The following is a 23,534-nucleotide window of genomic DNA, read 5'->3' as shown; positions in this document are numbered from 1 at the left end:
ATCTAAGCACGACATTGAAAGTTGGGCCAGAAATTCCTCAACATTGTGGCAGTCGGCTTAAACGCCCCAGCGGTTCAATGGTTGCACGAAAAACCGCCGTCCGCAGCCTCCAGCCGGCCGTCAGGCGATCAGCCGCGAGGCAAATTCAGGGAGCAGGCCCGCATTGCCTGCAATCCGGAAGTCGGCGCCGGCCAGGCCGGTTTGATGCAGCCAGTCGTCGAACTCGGGCGCCCGCTTCAGGCCGAACAGGTCGCGGACATAGAGCGCGTCGTGAAACGAGGTAGACTGGTAGTTCAGCATGACGTCGTCGGCGCCCGGCACCCCCATGATGAAGGTCACGCCGGCGGCGGCCAACAGCGTCAACAGATTGTCCATGTCGTCCTGGTCGGCTTCGGCATGGTTGGTGTAGCAGACGTCGACGCCGAGCGGCAGCCCGAGCAGCTTGCCGCAAAAGTGATCCTCCAGCCCGGCCCGGATGATCTCCTTGCCGTCATAGAGATATTCGGGTCCGATGAAGCCGACGACGCTGTTAACCAGCAAGGGATCGAACGCGCGCGCCACCGCATAGGCCCGCGCTTCGCAGGTCTGCTGGTCGACATGGTGATGGGCATTGGCCGACAGCGCCGAACCCTGCCCGGTTTCGAAATACATCACATTGTCGCCGACGCTGCCGCGGCGGAGCGACAGCCCGGCCTCCCGCGCCTCCCGCAACAGCGCCAGGTCGACGCCAAAGCTGCGGTTGGCCGCTTCCGTTCCGGCAATCGACTGGAATACCAGATCGACCGGAAAACCCTGCCCGATCAATCCGAGCGTGGTGGTGACGTGGGTGAGAACGCAAGCCTGCGTCGGGATCCGCAGCCGCGAAATGATCCCGTCCAGCAGCCGCAACATGCCGCCGATCACCGCCGGATCGTCGCTCGCCGGATTGATCCCGATGCAGGCATCGCCCGATCCCAGCATGATGCCGTCGAGGATCGAGGCAGTAATGCCCCGGGTGTCGTCGAAGGGGTGATTGGGCTGCAGCCGCACGCTCATCCGCCCACGCAAGCCGATGGTGTTGCGAAAGGCTGATGTCACCGTGCATTTTTTGGCTACCAGGATCAGGTCCTGGTTGCGCATCAGCTTTGAGACGGCTGCAGCCATTTCCGGCGTGATCCCGCGGGCGACCTTTTGCAACGTCTCGGTGGTCGCTGCATCGGACAATAGCCAGTCGCGGAAGCCGCCCACGGTCAGCGACGATATCGCTGCAAAGCCCGCGGCATCATGGGTATCCAGGATCAGGCGGGTAACCTCGTCGTCCTCGTAGGGAATGACGGCTTCAGTCAGAAACTGCTTGAGCGGAACATCGGCGAGCGCCATCCGCGCCGCGATCATCCGTTCCGCGCTGTCGGCCGCGATGCCGGCAAGGCGATCGCCGGAGCGCGGCGGCGTCGCCTTGGCAAGCAGGTCGCGCAAATCATCGAACAGATAAGAGGTGGCATCGATGGCTTGGCGATAGACCATGGTGGCTCCAGACCCACCGGCGCGTCCGTGGGGCGATAGAAGCCTAGCATCTCGTCGTGACATGCCGGGCGCCTGCATCGCGCTCAAGGGGATGCCGGCTGCGCGCTATGGTCGCAGCGGTTGCGGTATATTCAACCAACGGAACCTGCCGTCAATATTCAAGCAGTTGAAATTGCTACATATTTCTAAATAGTTGCAGTTCCATGAATTTCCCGCATTAAGAAATTCTCCATCAAAGTTTAGCATAATTTTTGACGGCCGACGGTACTCCCCGGCCCGGTTCTGGAGTGCCGGTATGGCTGAAATTGTAAAATCCCCTCAATCATTTTCTGGTGGCGCCATGTCATCCCGCCTTTCGCTCGCGGCCAAACTCTACGCGATCTTTGTACTATTCGCCGTGCTCACCGCCGCCATCACCGCGTTGTCCGAATACAACACCCGCGGCAACACCGAACTCACGGAAGCCGTCGCAACCGCGAGCCGCGCCGCGCTGAACGTCGAGCGGGTCAATTCGCTGGTCTATGCGGTCGTGATGGAATCCCGCGGCATCTACATGTCGACGGACGCTGCGACGGTGAAGAAATACGGCGAAGGTTTGCTGAAGTTCAACGAACGCCTGCTGGCCGTCGTCAAGAACTGGGAGGCGCTGGTCCAGGCCGACGACGCCGCGCAATTCGCAACCTTCAAGAAGCGCATCGAACAGTTCGTCGACTTCCGCAAGGAACTGGTACGCCGTGGCGTCGAAATCAGTGCGGCAGCAGGCCGTGAGTGGGGCGACAACGACGCCAATCGCGAAGTGCGCTCGGCGCTGAACAAGGATCTCGAAGCGCTTTCCAAGGTGTATGCCGAACGCAGCAGAAAGCTCGCGCAGCAGACCGATGCGAGCCACACGCTGGCCTTTGTGCTGACCTGCCTCGGTGGTTTGGCGCTGGTCGTGGTCGTGATCGGCGTACTGATCATCGCCCGTTCGATCGCGCGCCCGCTCTCGGCCATTACCGATACCATCAAGCGCGTCGCCGAGGGCGCCCAGGGCGTCGAGGTTCCCCATACCGGCCGTACCGACGAGATCGGCGCGCTGGCGCGGGCGATCCAGATCTTCCAGCAGGCGATGGACCGCAACCGCAACCTCAATTCGCAGGTGCTGCGGGATTCCGAAGCGCGCGACCAGCGCGCCCGCCAGATCGAAGCTTCGGTCGATGCTTTCCGCGAAGCCATCGGCGGCGTGTTGCGCGCGGTGACCGACAATGCGACCTCGATGCGCGGTACCGCGGAGACCATCGCCACCGTCTCGTCGGATGCGCGCGGACGTGCGGTCGCCGCCTCCGGCGCGACCGAGCAGGCCTCCCACAATGTTTCCGCCGTGGCGGGTGCCGCCGAAGAGCTCTCCGCCTCGGTGGAGGAAATCGGCCGGCAGGTTCGGCAATCCGCCGGCGCGGTCGAACAGGCGGGCCTTCGTACCGAAAAATCGATTGCCGAGATCGAGGGACTTGCCGCCGCGACCCAACGCATCGACGGCGTGCTCAGCCTGATCCAGGCCATCGCCGAACAAACCAACCTGCTGGCGCTGAATGCGACCATCGAGGCCGCGCGCGCCGGCGACGCCGGCCGCGGCTTTGCGGTCGTCGCCCACGAGGTCAAGGCCCTGGCCGAGCAGACCGCCAAGGCGACCGCCGAAATCGGCCAGAACGTCGGCCTGATTCAGACCTCCACCAAAAATTCCGTCGATGCGGTCCGCGAAATCGGCAACGCCGTGCGCGACATCAACGAGGTGACGTCGATCATCGCCAGCGCCATCGGACAACAGGATGCTGCGACCCGCGAGATTTCCGCGAACGCCCAACTGGCAGCGCAGGGCAATGGCACGCTGGTCGTCAATATCGGCTCGCTCAGCGACGCCATCGGCACCACCAGCACCGCGGCCGCCTCCGTCCTCACCGCCTCCAGCGACCTCACGGCGACCGCAGAGACGCTGTCGCGCGAAGTCGAAAAGTTCTTCCGCGACCTGCGCGCCGATTCAGCCGAACAGCCGCGGCGAACGGGGACGTAGGGTGCGGACTTATTAGCACGCAGCCATAGCGTTCCGGACGCGCCGGTCGTCAACAGGTAGAATGCTAAGCGGTTGGTTCGGAAGGAACGACCGGATGGCAATCCATTCACTCCGTAAGTTCATACCGCATCATTCGAAGCCCAGTTTGGGCGCTTGAATCACGTCCAAACCGATGCCTTCAATCAGCAAAACCGGACAATCGGCATTTCCGAGATCAGCCCCTAACCGGACGTGCTGGGGACATGCCCAGATCGACGCAAATGACCCACCTGAGACATTGGCGCGGGGCTTCTGTCCCGCGTTTTGCGTTTAGGACCACGGCGGCTCTTCGCTCGCCCCGGCTGCCTCGTGGTGGATCGTGACACCCGCCGAACGCAACCCGGTCAGCAATACAGTTCTTACAGAGGCAGGATCAAATCCAATATCCTTGGCGTTTGGTGGATGTGCCTCGCTGTCCTTCAATCGGAGCGCCAAGTGCAATTGCTCGCAAAGGTGCTGAACGACGAGATTGACCTGATCGTCAGTCATGATCGGCTTCTCCTGCTACCATTTTGCCACCCAACTACGTAGCACACATGAAAATAGGGCGGTACGCGATTGGACCGCCCTAAGGATCAACCCCACGCCCATGGGCGGGCCGGCCCCCCAATCGTCCGTCTATCGGGGCAGACCGGAAGTGACTACGCGGCGACTAGAACGACGCTTTTGACCCCAGAGCGGCCATCGGGCGAGCTATCCTACAGGCGCTGAATTCGGAGATGTGAGGCGGTTCACATTCGAACATCGCGGTTCGAGCTATTAGGTGCAGACCCGTTTGAGGAAGGCTTCATTTGGCTTGTCCCAACCCGGCAGTGTGATAACCTGTTATTGGCGAGTTCAAATTTCTGCGGAACGTAGTTGTCCGCCCCTAACACTGCCGTTTGCGGTGTATGGAGACCCAGGTCATGGGTGAAATTCGCAAATTGAAATCGAGCAGAAGTGGCGATCCCCCGCGAGAGTCAACGCCGCGTCGTCTTGCTGCGATTGTCGCCGGCGATATCGCGGGCTACAGCCGCCTCATGCAAATCGATGAAGAAGGAACGCATCTTCGCGTGAAGCGGATCGAGCGTGACCTCATAGAGCCCAGCATTGTGGGGCATCATGGAAGGCTCGTCAAAACCACTGGTGACGGATTTATTGCGATTTTCGACAGTCCTGTCGAAGCTGTGCGGTGCGCTATCGTCATCCAGCAAAACATGGTTGGACGCAACACATCTATGCCGAAGCATCATTGGATTGAATATCGGATTGGCGTCAATCTTGGCGACGTTATCATCGAAGTAGACGACGTTTTCGGCGATGGTGTCAATATTGCTACGCGCCTTGAGGGTATTGCCGTTCCTGGCCAAGTTTACATCTCAGGCGGCATCTACGAGCAGATAAAGCACAAACTGGTTTGCGGATATGAGTCGCTCGGAGATCGCAAAGTAAAGAACATCACAGACCCAGTAAGAGTCTACCGTGTGCTTCCGGATCCGGCCGCTTTCAACAGGACCCGAAAACGACGCGAGAACATTCTGATTTTTTTGCTGAGCCTGTTTTTGCTGGTCATCGCAAGCGGTGTCCTTTGGTATGTGTTTTGGCAACCGCATGGCAAGGTTGGAGGTCAGGCTTCAGCGCCGGTTTCGCCAGAGATACCGAAGGTGCTCTCGTCACCGCCGCCCACCGTGAAACAAGCAGCACCCCAAACTCAGCCCGCTCCTTCGGTGGCCCCAGCTGTGAAACAAGGAGCGTCGCAACCTCAGCTCGCGTCTCCAGCCAAGCCTGCAACACAGCTGAGCTCGGCGGTCCGAGAGCCCGAAATGTACATGCTTCGTGGCGGTAGCTTCACAATGGGCAGCAATGACGATGTCACGGAGAAGCCGCCCCACCAGGTCACGATCAAGCCGTTTGCGATCAGTGAGTATCCGATCACCGTTCGCGAATGGAACGAATGCGCTGCAGCGAAGGCATGTGCGTTCGTGGCAACCGGCAAAGATGACGCGCCCATCACGAACGTAAGCTGGAGCGATGCCAAGCAATTTGTTGCTTGGCTCGCAGGCGCAACGCGAAGGGCATATCGGCTCCCAAGTGAAGCCGAATGGGAATATGCCGCTCGTGGCGGCACGCAAACAAAGTACTGGTGGGGCGACCAGTTTCTATCTGGCATGGCCAATTGCAAGAACTGCACTGACATCGCAGCCGCCGAGCAACCCATCAAGGTCGGGAGTTTTAGGCCAAATCCGTTTGGGCTGTATGATATGGGTGGCGGCGTCGATCAGTGGGTAGAGGATTGTTGGCATAAGAATTATCAGGGCGCTCCGTCGGACGGTTCGGCGTGGGTCGAGGGCGACTGCGCGTCGCATGTCATTCGGTCCGGGTCCTGGAAGAATGACGCGCTCTATGCGCGGCCGGCGAACCGCGATAGTTACGACACGAACGTTCGATATCAGACACACGGAATGCGGGTCGCTCTGTCTCCTTAAAAGCTTCAGAGGAGAACGTCCATGAAGATCGCCCGGCTTATCGTGCTGTCGGCGGCGCTGGCGGCTGTGTCGTGCGCTGCCCACGCTCAAGGAAAGCCCGCGCCAAAGGATGCGGTTCTGTATTTCGTTTGGCCGCAGGACGGCACTACGATTAGAGGTGGATTCTGGTGTCGTTTCGGTCTGCGGAACATGGGTGTCACCCACGCGGGCGACGATTTTCAGAACAGCGGCCATCATCATTTGCTGATTGATGTGAATGAACCACTCGATCCCAACGAGCCGATCCCACAAGACAAGTCCCATCTTCATTTCGGAGCAGGCCAAACCGAGACGCGTATCGAGCTGCCGCCCGGCAAGCACACTCTCCAACTGGTGTTGGGCGATGCCAAGCATTATCCGTTCATCCCGCCGATCGTTTCAGATAAAATTACAATCAGGATCAGGTAGAATTGGCTTGGTTGCGGTTCTCATTTTTTAGATTCGAACCGACCTGTAAAGTCTTGCGCAATTTTGGGCTGCGCCTTCACCGGCCGTTGCATCAAATTCGACCCGCCCTTGCCGACCGGACCGCGCTTGCGGTCAAGACCAGGCCGAACTCCCGTCCGCTGATCGAATGGCTTGGCTACTTCCGCTACTGGCAGATAGTGTTGAAAAAGTCTTCTTTGCCCGACGAGCGAAAGTTCTTAGGACAGCTGATGCGGTTCGTGCATGGCGACGTGAGGGACCACATCATTTCGCCTAAAATCGATCACGGACCTTCGTAACGGCGCTACAGAGGGCTGCAGCGGTAGAGAAGTCAAAAAATCAACTTTCGCGAGATTTTGGTGTCGTTCGATTTTCGACTTTCGCAACAGTATCGGCACGAAACGGACCTGAGCGTGTAGCCTGAGGATGTCCGCTCCTGAGGCGATATTGTTGCAAAAGTCGAAAATCGAACGACACCAAAATCTCGAGAAAGTCGATCTTTGAACTTCTCTGCTGCTGCGTCGCTTTTCAACGCCACTACGGAGGTCCGTGATCGTTTTGAATGAAACAATATCGTCCCTCACGTCGCCGCGCGTAAAGCGCATCAGCGGCTGTAGAAATTTTCCTTCGCCACCCCAAAGAGACTTTTGCAACAATATCGAGGGTAGAGCGGACGTCCTTGCCGCGACGCCTGACTTCCGAAAATGGCACTTCGCGTCGTTTCGCTGCTATGCAACAATACGTCGGCTGACGGGCGCATAGCGGACGCTGGCAAGCCGTCCGGCAGGCGCGTTTATAGGTTCCCGGCCTAGCTGGAGCGAGATGAGATGAGTTGAGCCGTGACGACGGATCATCTCATTCTGTGCCCATGGACGCTACGCGGCGCGGGGGCTGCGAGCGGGGCTTATTCTACTTTGCATGGGGTTGTTTTCGCGATTTTGCGGATGTCACTCCACCAGCAGCACGTCGACCGCGACGCTGAGCTTCTGCTTGCGCGAGCCGACGATGATGCCGTCGACCGGCGAGACGTCGGAAAAGTCGCGCCCTATCGCCAGAATAATGTGATCGTTCCCGACCACGAGATCGTTGGTCGGATCGAAACCGATCCAGCCGAGTTCGTCGCCGCACCACACCGACACCCAGGCATGGGTAGCGTCGGCGCCCTGCAGACGCGGCTGGCCCGGCGGCGGGATGGTACGCAAATAGCCGCTGACATAGGCCGCCGGCAGTCCGAGCCCGCGCAAGCCCGCGATCATCACATGGGCGAAATCCTGGCAAACGCCGTGGCGTTTCTCAAACACTTCCGCAAGCGGCGTCGAGATCACGGTGGCCTTGGGGTCGTACCTGAATTCGGCGCGGATCCGGTGCATCAGGTCGACCGCGCCGGCGACGACCCCGCATCCTGGCAAAAAGCTTGCCGCGGCATAGGCGGTAACCGGCGCCTGCACCGGCACCAGCGAACTGGCAAAGACGTAGCCGACCGGCGAGGACGGAGCGAGGCTGGTGGCCTCGAACGCCACGTCGCGGATGTCCTCCCATGACGGGCTTGGCGCGGTGCGTTCAAGCACCTGCCGCGACACCGATACCCGCGAGCGGGAATCGATCCGCAGGTTACGATGCGCGGTCTCGATCAGGACGCTCTCGGTGTGGGTGCCGAAGAAATCCCGCCGTACCGTGCGTTCGGCCGGCCGCGGCCGGATCTCGACGCTGTGGGAGATCAGTTGCTGGCCGTCGCCCGATCGCGGCTCCAGCCGCAGCGAGCAGCGCGCGAAACTGACCGGGCTCTCGTAGGCGTAGGTGGTGACGTGACGGATATCGTAGATCACGCCAGGCCCGTGAGCTTCTCCGGCCGGCTCGCATTGGGTCCGTGCGGGAAATAATGCAGGCCGATGGCGTCGGCGAGGTTGAGCAGGTCCTGCTCCAGCGCGAACAGGGTCTTGGCATCCAGCGCCGTGGCCTCCGAGGTCGTCAGCATCGCCTGCAGCGCCACTGCCAGCCGCTGCGGCCGCTCGATCAAACCATGCTCCTTCAGGCTCGGCAGGCCGGCAATGTGCTCGTTGAGCACCGCGACCTGAAACGCGACCGAGCGCGGGTTATAGGGATCGAGCACGGCGAGATCGCGTACCGGCGCCAGCGCCGGGCCGACCAGGTAGCGCGAGCGATAGGTGATCTGGCAATCCACCAGCGTCAGCAGCAGGTCGAGGTCCTCGTCGCCGGCCTCGTCATAGGCGAACTGCCGCGCGAACCGCGCGGTGTTGATGGCGCGCTCGACCCGGCGGCCCATGTCGAGGAAACGCCAGCCGGCGGCACGGTTCATGTTCTCCTGCGAAAGACCTGCGAAGCTTGCCAGCTCCTGCAGCGTCAGTTCGGCGGCGCTGACGACGGCGTCGTCATCATCGACCTGCAAAGCAAGCCGTTCCGTCATCTCGGTGATGACCTGCCAGGCGTCGGGCGAAAGCCGCTCCCGCAACGAGGTCGCGGTGCGCTGTGCCGATTTCACCAATGACAGCGCCGAGCCGAACTTCTCCGGGTTCTGCAGCGCCTCGGCGGCAACCCGGGCCGGGTTCGCCCGGCTTGCCTGCGTGGTGGCGCCCCAGGTCACCAGAAGCCGATGAATGCGCTCGACCGACGGCAGCGCCGTTGCCGGCCCGTTCGACGCTCCCTTGACCGGATCGCGCGTCGGCGTGCCGAGCGCGCGGATCAGCCGCAACGTCGCCTCGGCGCGCTCGAGATAGCGACCGAGCCAGAACAGATTATCCGCGGCGCGGCTCGAGACCACGCCGGCGATCCGCTTGATCCGCACGGTGTCGGCCGCCGGCAGCAGCGTCGAGGTCGAAACCTCCTTGTCGGACACGACCCAGACATCGGCCGAACGCGCACCGTCGCCCATCGACACGGCGCGGGCATCCGCCTGCTCGGCGATCCGGCAGAAGCCACCGGGCAGGATGGTCCAGCCGCCATCGGGCCTTGCCGCGGCAAACACCCGGAGCACGAACGGGCGTGGCGTGATCCGCCCATCCTCCCACACCGGCGTCGTCGACAGCCGCACCAGTTCCTGGCCGACATAATCGATGCCGCGGTCGGCGATCGCGCTTTTGAGCCGGTCGCGCTCTGCCGGCGACAACTCGCCGGCGAGCACGGGGCCCCGGCCCGGAAAGCCCGGAATGGACCGGCTATAGGCGCCCTCGATCGCGAAATCGTCGAGCCGGTCCAGCACTTCCTCGCGCGCGGATTTCTGGCCGCACCACCACGTCGCGATGTGCGGCATGCTGAGGTCTTCACCGAGGAAACGCCGGCTCAGGCTTGGCAGGAAGCCCAACAGCGCCCGCGCCTCCAGCACGCCCGAACCCGGCATGTTGGCGACGACGACACCGTTCTTGCGCAGCACGTCGATCAGGCCGGGCACGCCGAGATGCGAGGACGCATCGAGTTCGAGCGGATCGAGAAAATTGGAATCGACCCGGCGCAGCAGCACGTCGAGCCGCTTCAGGCCGGCGACGGTGCGGATATGGATGCGGTCGCCGCTGACGGCGAGATCGTCGCCTTCGACCAGCAGGAAGCCGAGATAGCGCGCCAGCGTGGCATGCTCGAAATAGGTTTCGCTGAAGGCGCCCGGCGTCAGCAAACCGATCCGCGGCTCGTCGCGATCGGCGCCGGCGCGAAGCGACTCGCGAAACGCCTCGAAGAACGGCGCCACGCGTTCGACGTTCATCGACTTGTAGAGGTTGGAAAACGCGCGCGACAGCACCAGGCGATTTTCCAGCGCGTAGCCTGCGCCCGACGGCGCCTGCGTGCGGTCGCCCAGCACCCACCAGCGCCCGTCGGGGCCGCGGCCGACGTCGGCAGCATAGAGATGGAGATAACGCCCGCCCGGCGGTTTGACGCCGCAGACCGCGCGCAGATATTCGTTGCTGCCGGCGATGGCGGCGGCGGGTATCGCGCCTTCCGTGACCAGGCGGCCCTCGCCGTAGAGATCGCGCAACACCATTTCGAGAAGCTGCGCGCGTTGCGCGATGCCCGCGCTCAATTGCTGCCAGTCGGTCTCGTCGATGATCAGCGGCAGATGGCTGAGCGGCCACAACCGGTCGGCGGTCTCGCCGGGTGCGCGGTAGGTGACGCCTGCTTCGCGCAGATGCCGGTCGGCGGACGCAAACCGCTTCTCGATGTCAGCCGGCGCCATCGCGGCAAAAGCATCGAAGAACCGGGTCCAGACGGCGCGCGGCGCGCCATCCTGGGCGATATATTCGTCGGGAATGCCCGGCAGCCGTGCATAGTCGCGCATCCACTGCGCCATCCGGCGCTGGCCTGGACGGCCCTTGCTTTCCTGACTGTTGCCCTGGCCGGCCTGTCCCGCCATTCCAATTCCTGCCCTCGCCCCTGATTAAATCAGAGTCGAGGCTCCAATTTCGCATTTTTTGACGCGTTTTTCTTGCACCTCCCCGGATCAGCTCCGGGGCATGCTTCATCCGAAAAACGCCAAGCCAATCAATGCAGGAGCGGCGTCCTCAAGTCGAGGGTCAAAGGGAATTCAATTGTGCGTTCTTCTAAAGGCGGATCGATCCGGCCCGGGGTGTGGCCGTGGTCCTGAAAACGGGCCAACCGCCGTGCTTCCGCCTCGTAGGAATTGACCGGCTTGGTATCGTAGCTGCGGCCGCCGGGATGGGCGACGTGATAGACGCAGCCGCCGAGCGAACGGCCGTTCCAGGTATCAATCAGGTCGAACGTCAGCGGCGCGTGCACCGGAATAGTCGGGTGCAGGCCCGACGCCGGCTGCCAGGCCTTGAACCGGACGGCCGCGACCGCCTCGCCGGAGCGCCCGGTCGCGGTCATCGGCATCCGCCTACCGTTGCAGGTCACGACATGGCGGCCTTCGACGAAACCCTCCGCCTTGATCTGCAGCCGCTCTACCGAGGAATCGACATAGCGCACGGTGCCGCCCGCCGAGCCCTCTTCGCCGAGCACATGCCAGGGCTCGAGCGCCTGACGCAGCTCCAGCGCGACGCCGCCATGGTGGACGCGACCGAATACCGGAAAGCGAAACTCGAGCTGCGCCGCATACCATTCCGGCGAGAAGTCGTAACCGGATTGCCGGAGTTCTGCGAGCACGCCGAGAAAATCCTCCCAGAGGAAATGCGGCAGCATGAAGCGATCGTGCAGCGTGGTGCCCCAGCGCACGAACTTGCCCTGCTGCGGTTCGCGCCAGAGCTTTGCGATCAGCGCGCGGATCAGCAATTGCTGCGCCAGCGACATGCGCGGATCGGGCGGCATTTCGAGGGCGCGGAATTCGACCAGCCCGAGACGGCCGGTCGGGCCGTCGGGCGAATAGAGCTTGTCGATGCAGATTTCGGCGCGGTGGGTATTGCCTGTTATGTCGACCAGGATGTGGCGGAACAGCCGGTCGACCAGCCACAGCGGGGCCTGCAGCCCCGGCGGCGGCACATGCGCGAGCGCGATTTCCAGTTCATAGAGCCCGTCATGCCGCGCCTCGTCGATGCGCGGCGCCTGGCTGGTGGGGCCGATGAACATGCCGGAGAACAGATAGGACAGCGACGGGTGACGCTGCCAGTACAGCACGAGGCTTTTCAGCAAATCGGGACGGCGCAGGAACGGGGAAGCTTCCGGCGTGCTGCCGCCGACCACGACGTGGTTGCCGCCGCCGGTGCCGGTATGGCGGCCGTCGACCAGAAAGCGGTTGGCGCCGAGGCGAATTTTCGCGGCATCTTCATACAGGCCGAAGGTGATATCGACCGCCTCGCGCCAGCTCTGCGCCGGCTGGACGTTGACTTCGATCACGCCGGGATCTGGCGTCACCTTGATCACCTCGACGCGCGGATCGTAAGGCGGCCCGTAACCCTCGATATGAACCGCGATCTGCATTTCCTCCGCGGTCGCTTCCACCGCGGCGATCAGCGCCAAATAATCTTCGACCTTCTCGACCGGCGGCATGAACACGCACAACACGCCGTCGCGGATTTCGACGGACGCCGCCGTGCGCACCGGAGCGACCCTGCGCTTCGGCTGCAGCCGTTTGGGCGGTGCGTCACCGATCTCCGCCTCATTGTCCTCGACCGCGAGTTCAAGCCGCGCGTCCATCGGATCGCGTTCGACAATGTAGGGATATTCCTCGGGCGGAATATGCGGCAGCGAGCCGATCGGCAATCGCAGGCCGAGCGGGGAATCGCCGGGCACCAGGAACAAATGGCTGCGCCGCAACGGCCAGCGCTCGCTCATCCAGTCCGCGTCGCCACTGTCGACGCGCTGCACCGGCAGCACGAAGCCCCTCGGCGTGGTCAGCCCGAGATCGAACTCCCGCGCCATGCGCGCGCGCTCTTCGGGATCGGAAAGCTTGGAATCGCTGGGATCGACGTTGATAGGCAAGGCTGCTTCTTTCTGCAGCCAATGCACCGGATCTTCATAGGCCGGCATCACGTATTCGGCGCCGAGACCAAGCCGCTTCGCGATGCCCTTGGTCAGCCACTCGGCGTCGTCGACATCTGCCTCCCGGGACCGCTCACCCTTGGCATCGACCTTGGCGATCAGGTCGGAATTCTTCCATATCGGCACGCCGTCCTTGCGCCAGTAGAGCCCAAACGCCCAGCGCGGCAGCGTCTCGCCTGGATACCATTTGCCCTGGCCGTAATGCAGCAGTCCGCCCGGCGCAAAACGCGCGTGCAATTTGCGAATGAGTTCGTCGGCCAAAGCCCGCTTGGTCGGACCGACAGCGGCGATATTCCACTCCGGCGATTCCAGATCGTCGATCGAAACGAAAGTCGGCTCGCCGCCCATGGTCAGCCGCACGTCTTCGGCCGTGAGATCGGCATCGACCTGCTCGCCAAGACCGTCGAGGCGCGCCCAGGACTCATCGGAGAACGGCCGGGTGATCCGCGGCGCCTCGCGGATGCGTTTGACGCTCATGTCGAACGCGAATTCGACATTGGCGAAGCCGGCCGTGCCCGAGATCGGCGCCGCCGAACGGTAATGCGGCGTGGCGGCAACGGGAATGTGTCCCTCGCCGGTCAGCATACCCGAGGTGACGTCGAACCCGATCCAGCCCGCGCCCGGAAGATAGACTTCCGCCCACGCATGCAGGTCGGTGAAATCGCTTTCGACCTCGCGCGGACCTTCGACCGGATCGATATCGGGGCGCAACTGGATGAGGTAACCGGAGACGAAACGCGCGGCGAGCCCGAGGTGGCGGAAGATGTGGATCAACAGCCACGCCGAGTCGCGGCATGACCCGGAGCCGCAGGCCAGCGTCTCTTCCGGCGTCTGAATGCCCGGCTCCATCCGGATGACGTAACTGACCCTCTTCTGCAGTTGCGCGTTGAGCGCGACCAGGAAGTCGACGGTGCTGTCGGCCTCGCGCGGGATTTCGCTCAGATAGGCGGCAAACTTCGGCCCCTGCTCCGTCGTCGCCAGATAGGGCGCAAGCTCCGTCTTGAGATCGCTGGTGTACTGGAACGGAAAACTGGACGCATATCCCTCGACGAAGAAATCGAAGGGATTGACCACCGTCATCTGCGCCGTGAAATCGACCTCGATCTTGAGCTCGGTGGCCTTCTCCGGAAACACGAACCGCGCCAGCCAGTTGCCCTGCGGGTCCTGCTGCCAGTTCACGAAATGGTTCGTCGGCGTCACCTTGAGCGAATAGCTCAGGATCGGTGTCCGTGTATGCGGCGCCGGGCGCAGGCGAACGGTTTGCGGGCCGAGATCGATCGCACGGTCATATTTGTAATGCGTAACGTGATGTAGCGCGACGAAGATCGACACAGACCGAACACTCCAGCAGCTTTTTTAAGCAGAACACTGGTTCCGGTACGGATCAAGCACTAACAACGGGCAGCAGTTGCCTGAAGTAAGGGCGAATGGCCAGTAGCGAATGGAGAATGGTTCCACTCGCCACTCCCTATTCGCCATTCGCCGCTTCCTTACATCGTCGCCCCAAGCACCCATGGCGCAAACTCGGCGCCGCCGAAATCGAAGCTCTCGCTCTTGGTCGGCTGGCCCGAGGCGGTTTTCAGCATCAGTTCGAAAATGCGCTGGCCGCATTGCTGCACGCTTTCCTCGCCGTCGAGGATGGTGCCGCAATTGACGTCCATGTCGTCTTCCATACGCTTGTACATCGGCGTGTTGGTCGCCAGCTTGATCGAGGGGGCCGGCTTGCAGCCGAACACAGAGCCGCGGCCGGTGGTGAAGCAGACGAGGTTGGCGCCGCCGGCCACCTGCCCGGTCGCAGCGACCGGGTCGTAGCCGGGCGTGTCCATGAACACGAAACCCTTCTTGGTGACGGCTTCGGCATAGTTGAGCACGTCGACCAGATTGGTGCTGCCGGCCTTGGCCATCGCACCCAATGATTTCTCGAGAATCGTGGTGAGGCCGCCGGCCTTGTTGCCGGGACTCGGATTGGCGTTCATCTCGGCGCCTTCGCGCGCCGTGTATTCTTCCCACCAGCGCATCAGCCCGACCAGCTTTTCGCCGACCTCGCGGCTGACCGCACGCCGCGTCAACAGATGTTCGGCGCCGTAGGTCTCCGGCGTTTCCGACAGGATCACCGTGCCGCCATGGCGCACCAGCAAATCGCTCGCCGCGCCCAGCGCCGGATTGGCCGACACGCCTGAATAGCCATCAGAGCCGCCGCATTGCAGAGCCACGGTCAACTCGCTCGCCGGAACAGGTTCGCGCTTAACCTTGTTGGCATCCGTCAGCGCCTCGCGCACGAAGGCGACGCCGGCTTCGACGGTCTTGCGGGTGCCGCCGACTTCCTGGATGTCCATCGCGCGCAGGCGGCCAGCGAGTTTCTGCTCCTGCATCAGGCCGCCGATCTGGTTGACCTCGCAGCCGAGCCCGAGCACGACGACGGCGGAGAAGTTGGCGTGCCGGGCATAACCGCCGAGCGTGCGGCGAAGCAATGCCAGCGGCTCGTCCTGCGTCATGCCGCAGCCGGTCTTGTGCGTCAGCGCCACCACGCCGTCGACGTTCGGAAAATCCGCCAGCGGATTGTCGCCGGTGAACGGGTTCTTCTTGAAGATATCGGCGACCATGCCGGCAACGTGCGCGCTGCAATTCACCGAGGTGAGGATGCCGATATAATTGCGGGTCGCGACGCGGCCGTCGGAACGGCGGATGCCGTCGAAGGTCGCGGGCAGATCGAAATTCGGCGTCGGCGTGACGTCGACACCGAATGCATAATCCTTGGCGAAGTCGCCCATGCCGCAGTTTTGCGTATGCACGTGCTGGCCCGGCGAAATCGGCACCGTGGCAAAGCCGATGATCTGGCCATAGCGCCGCACCGGCTCGCCCACCGCAATCGGCTTGATCGCGACCTTGTGGCCCGCGGGAATCCGCTCGACGGTCGTGACGCCATCGGCCACCACCATGCCCGGCGGCAGGCTCGAGCGCGCAATCAGCACGCCATCGTCGGGATGAAGGCGAATGACGGGTGCCGGGGCCATGGGAGTCTCCTTTTTTCTTCTTCACCTCTCCCCGTCCTTTACGGGGAGAGGCCGAATTCTCGCGTTGCGAGAATTCGGGTGAGGGGCGAGGCAGTGAGCCAATTACTAGCACACCATTCGCTGATAGACGCCCCTCACCCCAACCCTCTCCCCGCAAGAGCGGGGCGAGGGAGCAGAGGGCTTACGCCTTGCCGGCCGATTCCTTGCGGGTCTGATTGACCTGCATCTTGGCGTAGGTCTGCATCAGGCCACTCTCGTTCGACAGCGTCACGAGCTTGAAGCCCATGTTGATCGCGCGCACCGCGCCCTCGGCGCCCGAGCAATGGATGCCGGGGTGAAGGCCGCGCTTACCGCATTCCTTGACGATCTTCTCGTAGATCTTGAGGATTTCCGGCTCATCGCGATCGAGCTTCGGCACCAGGCCGTAGGAGAAGCCGAGGTCCGAGGGGCCGACGTAAACGCCGTTGATGCCCTCGACGTCGAGGATCGATTCCATGTTCTCGATCGCCGTCTTGGTCTCCATCATCGGCAGCAGCACGATCTCGTCATTCGCCGTCTGCTGGTAGCTGCCGGCCGAGCCGTACATGCCGGAGCGGATCGGGCCGTTCGAGCGGGTCCCCTTTGGCGGGTACTTGGCGTACTGCACCAGGTTTTCCGCTTCCTGCTTGGTGTTGATCATCGGGCAGATCACGCCATAGGCGCCGCCGTCGAGCACCTTGCCGATGATGCCGGGCTCGTTCCAGGGAACGCGGACCATCGGCGTCACGGGATGGCCGTTCATCGCCTGGAAGCACTGCACCATCGAGAGGTAATCCTGCACGCCGTGCTGCATATCGACGGTGACGCTGTCGAAGCCGCATTGCGCGATGACTTCGGCCGAGAAGCCGGACGGGATCGCGAGCCAGGCATTCACCACGGCCTTGCCCGAGGCCCATACTTTCTTGACGTTGTTGGTAGTCATGGATCGCGTTTCCTCTGTCGTTTCTTTTGATGCCGGACCGGTAGCTGACCGCCCGCTGGATGCTTACTTCGCTGACGCCGACTTCGCGTGCGGGCGCACTATCGCCGCCCCGGTATCGTCAGGCAAGGGCACAGCATTTTTGCTGCATCGACCTGCATTTTCCGCACGATACCGCCCGGAATCGGCGCCCGATCGAAGCTGCCTCAGGCACTGACCTTGCCGTGACCGCCGAGATAAGCGGCGGCGATGGCCTCATTGCCCCACAATTCGTCGGGCTTGCCACCCAGCACGATCCGTCCGGTTTCAAGCACGAATCCATGGTCGGCGACGGAAAGACCCATGCGCGCATTCTGCTCGACCAGCAAGACCGTGGTGTCCTTCCTGATCTGCGAAATGATCCGGAACACCGCTTGCACGATAACAGGCGCCAGGCCTAGCGACGGCTCATCCAGCAGCAACAGGCGCGGCTTCGCCATCAGGCCGCGCGCGACCGCGACCATCTGCAACTGGCCGCCGGAGAGCGTCCAGCCCAGCGCGTTGGCAAACGAGCGGATGTCCGGGAACAGGTCGAACATCGCGTCCGCCTCGCGCGACAATTGCGACGTCGCGACCTTGCGGTTCGACGCGCCGAGCATGATGTTTTCCTTCACCGTCAGGCCCGGAAATACCCGCCGTCCTTCCGGCACATGCGAAATGCCCGTGCGGACGATGGCTTCCGGTCCGAGGCCGGCGATCGACTTGCCGTCGAACAGGATGTCGCCGGCGGCCGGTTTGGCGAGACCTGAAATGGCGCGCAGCGTGGTCGATTTGCCGGCGCCGTTGGCGCCGAGCAAGGTTACCACCTGCCCCTCGTCGACATTGATGGAGATGCCGCGCAGCGCTTCGATTTCGCCGTAGCGGACGACCAGATCGCGGATTTCGAGCAGCGCCATTATTCGGTTCCGAGATAGGCGGAGACGACGTCGGGATGGCGCAGCACCGCCATGGATTCGCCGTCCGCGATGCGGCGTCCGAAGTTGAGCACGGTGATGTGCTGTGCCGCTTCGGAAACCAGCGTCATGTCGTGATCGATGATCAGGATGGTCAGCCCCTGCGCCGCGATCCGTTTCAACAATTCATGCAGCTCAAGCTTTTCGGTCGAATTGAGACCGGCGGCGGGTTCATCGAGCAGCAGCAAGGTCGGGTTGGCCGCCAGCGCGCGGGCGATTTCGATCAGCCGCTGATGGCCATAGGAGAAGCTCGAGATCAACTGGTTGGCGCGTGCGCCGAGACCGACAAAGGTCAACGCTTCCATCGCCCGTTCGGTCAGCGCGGCGTCGCCGCCGTGCCCGATCATGGTATTGCCGGGCCGCTCGGCGCCGATCTCGACATTCTCCAGCGCCGTCATCGAGCGGAACAGGCGAATGTTCTGGAACGTCCGGCCCAAGCCGGCAGCGGTGCGCTGATGCGGCGGCATGGTGGTGATGTCGGTGCCGTCGAGCAGGATCTTGCCCGCGGTCGCCTTGTAGAGGCCGGACAGCACGTTGAGTGTCGTGGTCTTGCCGGAGCCGTTCGGTCCGATCAGGGCGTGAACCCCGCCGCGCCTCACCGCGATATCGACGCCGTCGACCGCCTTGAGGCCGCCGAAATATTTCGAGAGCCCGGTGACTTCGAGCACGATGTCGCCGCCCACCGTCGCGGGCTTGAGTTGCAACGCGGCGGCCACTGGCGGTGCCTTGATCTGCGCGCGCCAACGATCGAACGCGGTTGCGAAAAAGCCCCAGATACCATCCGGCATGAAGCGGATGATCAGGATCACGGCGAGCCCGTAGATCGCGAGATACAATCCGGGCACGCTCTTGAGGAACCGCAGCCACTCCGGGATCAGGATCAAGAGACCCGTACCGATGGCCGAACCGATCGGCGACGCCACGCCGCCGAGCAAGGACATGGTCAGGAACACCACCGACTCGGCAAACGAGAACTGGTCCGGGCTGACATAGGCAAAACCGCCGGCAAAAAGACCGCCGGCCAATCCGCCCAGCACGGCACTCAGCGCAAAGGCGGAAACCTTGGTACGAAACACGTCGACGCCGACGACGCCGGCCGCGAGTTCGTTATCGCGCACCGCGCGCATCGCCCGCCCCAGCCGCGTATCCGGCAGGTGCCAGACCGCATAGCCGACGATCGCCAGCACCGCGACGCAGAACGCGAGATACCCCTGCGCCGACTGAAACAGATCGGGCCGGCCGATGCGCGAGACGCCGTCCGGACCGTGGGTGAGCCAGATCGCATTGATCATGACCAGCGTGATGATCTGCTGGAACGAGATCGTCACCATGGCGAGGTAATGCCCGCCAAGCCGCAACGTCGACATGCCCAGCACCGCGCCTGCCACCAGCGCGATCAGGCATCCCGCCACCAGACAGAGCCAATAGCTGATGTGATAGTCCGAGGTTCCGATACCGACGGCGTAGGCGCCAAAGCCGAAGAACGCGGCTTGGGCGAGATTGATCTGCCCGCACAGGCCGAGCACGACCGAGAGGCCGAACACCGCGATCGCGAACGTCGTTGCCTGCATCAGGATATTGTGGACGTAACCGTCGAACTGGATCGTGGCCGCAAGCGCCACCGCGACGGCCGCGCCGATGAAATACGGCAAGTGGCGCAACAGCAGCGGCTTCGAAGGCGGCACGGACGCTGCGATCGGCATGTTTTCGCTGGGGGCGCTCATGCTTTCTCCGCGACACGTTCGCCGAAAATGCCCTGCGGCCGGATGATCAGGAACAGCACCAGCGCCAGGAACGCGAAGGCGTCCTTGTAGGGCACCGAGATATAGGCGGCGCCGAAGGTCTCGATGATGCCGAGCGCCAGTCCGCCGATGATGGCGCCGGCGACGTCACCGAAGCCGCCGATGATGGTGGCGGCAAAGGCCTTCAGCGCGATCGTCGAACCCATCTGGATCGAGACGAACAGCACGGGTGCCACGAGGATGCCGGCAAGGCCGCCGAGCACGGCCGAATAGATGAAGGTGATCATGATCATGGCGGAGACGGAAATGCCGAGCAGCGAGGCCATTTCCTTGTCCTGCGACGTCGCCTGCAGCTTCTTTCCGAGCAGCGTCTTCTCGAAGAACCAGTAATTGAAGATCACCAGTGCGACCGTCACGGCGATGATCAGAAGATACTGGCTGTCGAGATAGACCGGCCCGAGCTGAATGCCGGGTGTTTCGAACCAGCCCGGCAGCACCTGCGGCTGTGGGCCGTAGATCGCCAGCACCGAGTTGGCCAAAAGGATCGAGGCGCCGATGGTTGCGATGATCACGGGCAAAAAGCTGCGATGGCGCAGCGGGTAATAGACCCCGAGATTGAAGATCACGCCGAGCAGCGCCATGCCGGCCAGCGCGATCAGGAACGACAGCCAGTAGGGCCAGCCGAGGTCGACGGCGAACACCACCATCAGATAGGCGGCGGCCATCGAGAATTCCCCTTGCGCGAAATTCACCACGTTGGTGGCGCGGAAGATCAGCACGATGCCGAGCGCGACCAGCGCATAGACGGCGCCGATGCCGATGCCGGTAAAGAGCAGTTGAAGGACGAGATCCATGACACGCGTTCGTTTGAGAGGAACATCGCAGGGCTGCAGCGACGAAAAGCGTCGGCCTCCCCGGCGGAACCGGAGAGGCCGAATGCGGGTCAGTCGTTGAACTCGATGTGCTTGTCGAAGACGATGTTGCCCTTGTCGTTCTTCACGATGTTGTAGCCGTGAAGCCCGTCGCCGTTCTGGTCGAAATTGTATTCGCCTTCGGCACCGGGGAACTTCCTGGTGGCCAGGATCGCCTCGCGGACCTTGGTCGCATCGGTGGAACCGGCCTTGTTGATCGCGGCGGCGAGCACGTTCACCGCGTCATAGGGCCAGGAGCTCTGGTTGTCGGGCGCCACCTTGACGGTGTCGCGATATAGCTTGCCGAAGGTCTTCGATCCCTCGCTGGAATCCTCGGCGTAGTCGGCGACGCCATAGGTGTTGTGCAGCGCCGGACCTGCCAGCTTCAACGCCGTAATGTTCACGATCGAGGGCGAGCCGACCCAGGGAATGTTGACGCCGAGCTGGCGCAACTGCCGGGCAAAGATGCCGAGATCGTTTTCGAACGTGAAGTAGGAACCGAGAATGTCGGCGCCGGACTGTTTGATCGCGAGCACGACCGGTGTGAAATCCTGGCTCTGGTTGGCGTAGCCCTGGTCCAGAACCGGAGGCGCCCCGAGCTTTTCAAGTGCTGATGTCAGCGCCTTGCCGCCGGCGGTGCCGAACGCATCGGTCGAATGCAGCACGGCCCACTTCTTCTTGCCGAGCGTGCTGACGCCGTAATCGGCAATCACGCGACCCGAATAGCTGTCATTGGGACGGAAGCGGAACAGCCATTGATTACCCATGTGGGTCAGGGTCGGATCGGTACCGCCGATCATCACCGGCTTGCCGAGCTTGATCACGTCGGGCGCCATGGCGTGAACCTGGGTCGAACGGATCGAACCGAGGAAGGCGACGATGTCGGACTGAGCCGCCAGCTTGGAGAAGGCCAGCACGATGCCGGGATTGGTGGTCTGGTCGTCTTCGACGATCAGTTCGAGCTGTTTGCCGAGAACGCCGCCGGCTTTGTTGACGGCGTCGAGCGCGAGCTTGGCGCCCTTGATGGCATATCCGCCGGATTCAGCCGCCGGGCCGGTCACCGGCGCGCACATGCCGATCTTGATGGTGGCGCCCTGCGCCCGTGCGCTCGTCAAAATGTGGGGCGCCGCAATGCCGGCAGCGATACCGGCCGCGAAATCGCGTCTCGTAAGCTTCATCCATTCCTCCCTGAGGCCGGGCTTCTTTGTCGGCCTTTCTTGGTTTTGGCGATCCTCAAGGGACGCGCAACCGATGCGTATCTACGGACTATTGCGTCTTGAGTAAATTGATATCACGGCAACTTCGACGAACGGCCGAGACGTCGCGGAATGCGACGGCCAATGTGTTTAACGCCGGCCGGCCCGCTCTATTCCCGATCAATGGCGATGCCTGAATAAGGTGCAGCCACCGAAGCCATGCAGCTTTCGGCATGTCATCATGCAAATTTGCGCTCACTCGTCCTCGGCGGTTTCCTCGCCGGCCACTTCCATCGCCGCGAGGCTGCGTTCCAGCACGCCCAGCATGTCCTGCAATTCGGCAAGCTTGCGGGCTCCAAAACGACTGGTGATTTCGGCGTAGATCGCTTCGGAGTTAGGCGCCACCGCCTCGATCAGTTTCAGTCCCTTGGGCGAGATCGACACCACGCCACGGCGCAGATCGGCTTTCGCGGTGCGGCGCTCGATCAGATGCCGCGCTTCGAGGTCGCGCAGGATTCGCGACAGGCTCGGCCCCAACAGAAACGCGACGCGCGCGAGTTCGGTGACCTCGATGGTTTCCACCGCGGTCAAGGCACGCAGGATCCGCCATTGCTGCTCGGTCAAGCCGTGGTTGCGCAGCGACGGCCGGAACTGCCGCATCACGGCTTCGCGTGCGCGCAGCAACGACATCGGCAGCGACCGGGAGAATTCCCGCATCGGTGCGCGGCGGCTCTCCGCTGTTTCACCGGAATCCGAACGCGACCCGTTCCGCGATTTCTTGTCCGCCATCGCTAGTCGTCCACCATCGGGAACCGTTGATCGAAAGAGAAAAAGTTTTGCGGTGCAGCAAGCATCAAATCAGTTTGCCCGGATACCCTTAACATGTTAATCAAATTCCAGCACCTCATTTTTGCCGAACGACGGCGGACCCTCATGGCCCTTTCCCAAGACGAAATCCGCAGCGCCGCCGAGCGGCTCGACCATGCCGAAAAGACCCGCAAGCAGATCCGGCAGATTTCGCTCGAACACCCCGGTATAACGATCGGGGATTCCTACGCCATTCAAAAGGCGTGGGTCGAGATGAAGATCGCCCAGGGCCGGACGGTGAAGGGCCACAAGATCGGCCTGACCTCGAAGGCGATGCAGAGCGCGCTCAATATCGATGAGCCGGACTCCGGCATCCTGCTCGACGACATGTTCTTTGCCGATGGCGGGCTGGTGCCGACCGAGCGCTTCATCGCCACCCGCGTCGAGGCCGAGCTGGCCTTCGTGATGAAATCGCGGTTGTCCGGGCCCGACTGCACGATGTTCGACGTCCTTAACGCCACCGACTTCGTAGTCCCCGCGCTGGAGATCCTCGACACAAGGGTTGAACGGGTCGATCCGCAGACCAAGGCCACCCGGAAGATCTTCGATACCATCGCCGACAATGCGGCCAATGCCGGCATCGTGCTTGGCGGCCGCCCGATCCGCCCCATGGATGCCGACCTGCGCTGGATCGGCGCGCTCTGCTATCGCAACGGCCAGTTGGAAGAAACTGGGCTGGCAGCCGGCGTGCTCAATCATCCGGCAACAGCCGTGGCATGGCTCGCCAACAAGATCGCGCCCAATGGATTGGCGCTGGAAGCCGGCCAAGTGGTGCTGGCGGGATCGTTCGTTCGCCCGATCGAGACCCGCAAGGGTGATACCATCCAGGCCGACTACGGCGCTTACGGCTCGGTGAGCTGCTACTTCGCCTGATGCTTTAACAATCGCGGGAGTAAC

16 protein-coding genes are annotated in these 23,534 nt (G+C 62.6%); 4 read left to right on the top strand and 12 right to left on the bottom strand.

Going from position 1 to position 23,534, the window contains the following annotated elements:
* Positions 1–120 precede the first annotated feature (120 nt).
* A complete protein-coding gene (locus tag FFI89_RS11020; RefSeq protein ID WP_138836408.1) occupies positions 121–1,503 on the bottom strand; it encodes an ethanolamine ammonia-lyase subunit EutB in 1,383 nt (460 codons plus the stop codon).
* 340 nt (positions 1,504–1,843) lie between these two features.
* Between FFI89_RS11020 and FFI89_RS11015 the strand changes: the two genes are divergently transcribed.
* Complete coding sequence (locus tag FFI89_RS11015; protein WP_138836406.1) at positions 1,844–3,550, top strand: methyl-accepting chemotaxis protein; 1,707 nt, start codon at positions 1,844–1,846, stop codon at positions 3,548–3,550.
* 309 nt (positions 3,551–3,859) lie between these two features.
* On the opposite strand, the gene FFI89_RS11010 is transcribed toward FFI89_RS11015, so the two are convergent.
* Complete coding sequence (locus tag FFI89_RS11010; protein WP_138836405.1) at positions 3,860–4,078, bottom strand: hypothetical protein; 219 nt, start codon at positions 4,076–4,078, stop codon at positions 3,860–3,862.
* A 416-nt stretch (positions 4,079–4,494) separates the two neighbouring features.
* Between FFI89_RS11010 and FFI89_RS11005 the strand changes: the two genes are divergently transcribed.
* Complete coding sequence (locus tag FFI89_RS11005; RefSeq protein ID WP_138836399.1) at positions 4,495–6,054, top strand: SUMF1/EgtB/PvdO family nonheme iron enzyme; 1,560 nt, start codon at positions 4,495–4,497, stop codon at positions 6,052–6,054.
* 21 nt (positions 6,055–6,075) lie between these two features.
* On the top strand, positions 6,076–6,501 hold the full coding sequence (locus FFI89_RS11000) for a DUF4399 domain-containing protein (RefSeq protein ID WP_138836397.1): 426 nt from the start codon (positions 6,076–6,078) through the stop codon (positions 6,499–6,501).
* 965 nt (positions 6,502–7,466) lie between these two features.
* Here the strand turns inward: FFI89_RS11000 and FFI89_RS10995 are convergent.
* From FFI89_RS10995 to hpaR, 10 genes are all read right to left on the bottom strand, one after another.
* Positions 7,467–8,345: a transglutaminase family protein gene (locus FFI89_RS10995; protein ID WP_138836395.1), complete on the bottom strand. Its 879-nt coding sequence runs from the start codon at positions 8,343–8,345 to the stop codon at positions 7,467–7,469.
* Positions 8,342–10,876, bottom strand: coding sequence for a circularly permuted type 2 ATP-grasp protein (locus tag FFI89_RS10990; RefSeq protein ID WP_138836393.1), 2,535 nt, complete (start codon positions 10,874–10,876; stop codon positions 8,342–8,344). The genes FFI89_RS10995 and FFI89_RS10990 overlap by 4 nt, the downstream gene beginning before the upstream one ends.
* Before the next feature lie 128 nt (positions 10,877–11,004).
* On the bottom strand, positions 11,005–14,289 hold the full coding sequence (locus FFI89_RS10985; RefSeq protein WP_138836392.1) for a DUF2126 domain-containing protein: 3,285 nt from the start codon (positions 14,287–14,289) through the stop codon (positions 11,005–11,007).
* Positions 14,290–14,447: 158 nt separating this feature from the next.
* The gene (locus tag FFI89_RS10980; RefSeq protein ID WP_138836389.1) at positions 14,448–15,971 is read right to left on the bottom strand and encodes a UxaA family hydrolase; all 1,524 of its coding nucleotides are present in this window, start codon (positions 15,969–15,971) and stop codon (positions 14,448–14,450) included.
* A gap of 181 nt (positions 15,972–16,152) precedes the next feature.
* A complete protein-coding gene (locus tag FFI89_RS10975) occupies positions 16,153–16,932 on the bottom strand; it encodes an HpcH/HpaI aldolase/citrate lyase family protein (RefSeq protein ID WP_138836387.1) in 780 nt (259 codons plus the stop codon).
* 203 nt (positions 16,933–17,135) lie between these two features.
* Positions 17,136–17,864 (bottom strand): ABC transporter ATP-binding protein, encoded by a 729-nt coding sequence (locus tag FFI89_RS10970; RefSeq protein ID WP_138836385.1) that lies wholly within the window; start codon positions 17,862–17,864, stop codon positions 17,136–17,138.
* On the bottom strand, positions 17,864–19,645 hold the full coding sequence (locus FFI89_RS10965) for an ATP-binding cassette domain-containing protein (protein WP_138836383.1): 1,782 nt from the start codon (positions 19,643–19,645) through the stop codon (positions 17,864–17,866). The genes FFI89_RS10970 and FFI89_RS10965 overlap by 1 nt, the downstream gene beginning before the upstream one ends.
* Positions 19,642–20,517, bottom strand: coding sequence for a branched-chain amino acid ABC transporter permease (locus tag FFI89_RS10960; protein WP_138836381.1), 876 nt, complete (start codon positions 20,515–20,517; stop codon positions 19,642–19,644). Before FFI89_RS10960 ends, FFI89_RS10965 begins: the two co-directional genes overlap by 4 nt.
* 89 nt (positions 20,518–20,606) lie before the next feature.
* Positions 20,607–21,752 carry an ABC transporter substrate-binding protein gene (locus FFI89_RS10955; RefSeq protein ID WP_138836379.1) on the bottom strand — a complete coding sequence of 382 codons (1,146 nt, stop codon included), beginning with the start codon at positions 21,750–21,752 and terminating at the stop codon, positions 20,607–20,609.
* A 273-nt stretch (positions 21,753–22,025) separates the two neighbouring features.
* On the bottom strand, positions 22,026–22,487 hold the full coding sequence (hpaR, locus tag FFI89_RS10950; protein ID WP_246669415.1) for a homoprotocatechuate degradation operon regulator HpaR: 462 nt from the start codon (positions 22,485–22,487) through the stop codon (positions 22,026–22,028).
* A 216-nt stretch (positions 22,488–22,703) separates the two neighbouring features.
* On the opposite strand from hpaR, the gene hpaH reads away from it, so the two are divergent.
* Positions 22,704–23,510, top strand: a complete 807-nt coding sequence (hpaH, locus tag FFI89_RS10945; protein WP_138836374.1) for a 2-oxo-hept-4-ene-1,7-dioate hydratase — start codon at positions 22,704–22,706, stop codon at positions 23,508–23,510.
* The last annotated feature ends 24 nt before the right edge of the window (positions 23,511–23,534 follow it).

Source organism: Bradyrhizobium sp. KBS0727, assembly GCF_005937885.2.
GTDB lineage: Bacteria > Pseudomonadota > Alphaproteobacteria > Rhizobiales > Xanthobacteraceae > Bradyrhizobium.
This window is presented reverse-complemented; position numbering and strand designations above follow the sequence as displayed.

Excerpts from the sequence above, each read along its gene's own strand:
- FFI89_RS11020 (WP_138836408.1), bottom strand. The coding sequence starts at position 1,503 with ATGGTCTATCGCCAAGCCATCGATGCCACCTCTTATCTGTTCGATGAT.
- FFI89_RS10965 (WP_138836383.1), bottom strand. The coding sequence starts at position 19,645 with ATGAGCGCCCCCAGCGAAAACATGCCGATCGCAGCGTCCGTGCCGCCT.
- FFI89_RS11005 (WP_138836399.1), top strand. The coding sequence starts at position 4,495 with ATGGGTGAAATTCGCAAATTGAAATCGAGCAGAAGTGGCGATCCCCCG.
- FFI89_RS11010 (WP_138836405.1), bottom strand. The coding sequence starts at position 4,078 with ATGACTGACGATCAGGTCAATCTCGTCGTTCAGCACCTTTGCGAGCAA.
- FFI89_RS10970 (WP_138836385.1), bottom strand. The coding sequence starts at position 17,864 with ATGGCGCTGCTCGAAATCCGCGATCTGGTCGTCCGCTACGGCGAAATC.
- FFI89_RS10975 (WP_138836387.1), bottom strand. The coding sequence starts at position 16,932 with ATGACTACCAACAACGTCAAGAAAGTATGGGCCTCGGGCAAGGCCGTG.
- hpaH (WP_138836374.1), top strand. The coding sequence starts at position 22,704 with ATGGCCCTTTCCCAAGACGAAATCCGCAGCGCCGCCGAGCGGCTCGAC.
- FFI89_RS11000 (WP_138836397.1), top strand. The coding sequence starts at position 6,076 with ATGAAGATCGCCCGGCTTATCGTGCTGTCGGCGGCGCTGGCGGCTGTG.
- FFI89_RS11015 (WP_138836406.1), top strand. The coding sequence starts at position 1,844 with ATGTCATCCCGCCTTTCGCTCGCGGCCAAACTCTACGCGATCTTTGTA.
- FFI89_RS10990 (WP_138836393.1), bottom strand. The coding sequence starts at position 10,876 with ATGGCGGGACAGGCCGGCCAGGGCAACAGTCAGGAAAGCAAGGGCCGT.
- FFI89_RS10980 (WP_138836389.1), bottom strand. The coding sequence starts at position 15,971 with ATGGCCCCGGCACCCGTCATTCGCCTTCATCCCGACGATGGCGTGCTG.
- FFI89_RS10960 (WP_138836381.1), bottom strand. The coding sequence starts at position 20,517 with ATGGATCTCGTCCTTCAACTGCTCTTTACCGGCATCGGCATCGGCGCC.
- hpaR (WP_246669415.1), bottom strand. The coding sequence starts at position 22,487 with ATGCGGGAATTCTCCCGGTCGCTGCCGATGTCGTTGCTGCGCGCACGC.
- FFI89_RS10955 (WP_138836379.1), bottom strand. The coding sequence starts at position 21,752 with ATGAAGCTTACGAGACGCGATTTCGCGGCCGGTATCGCTGCCGGCATT.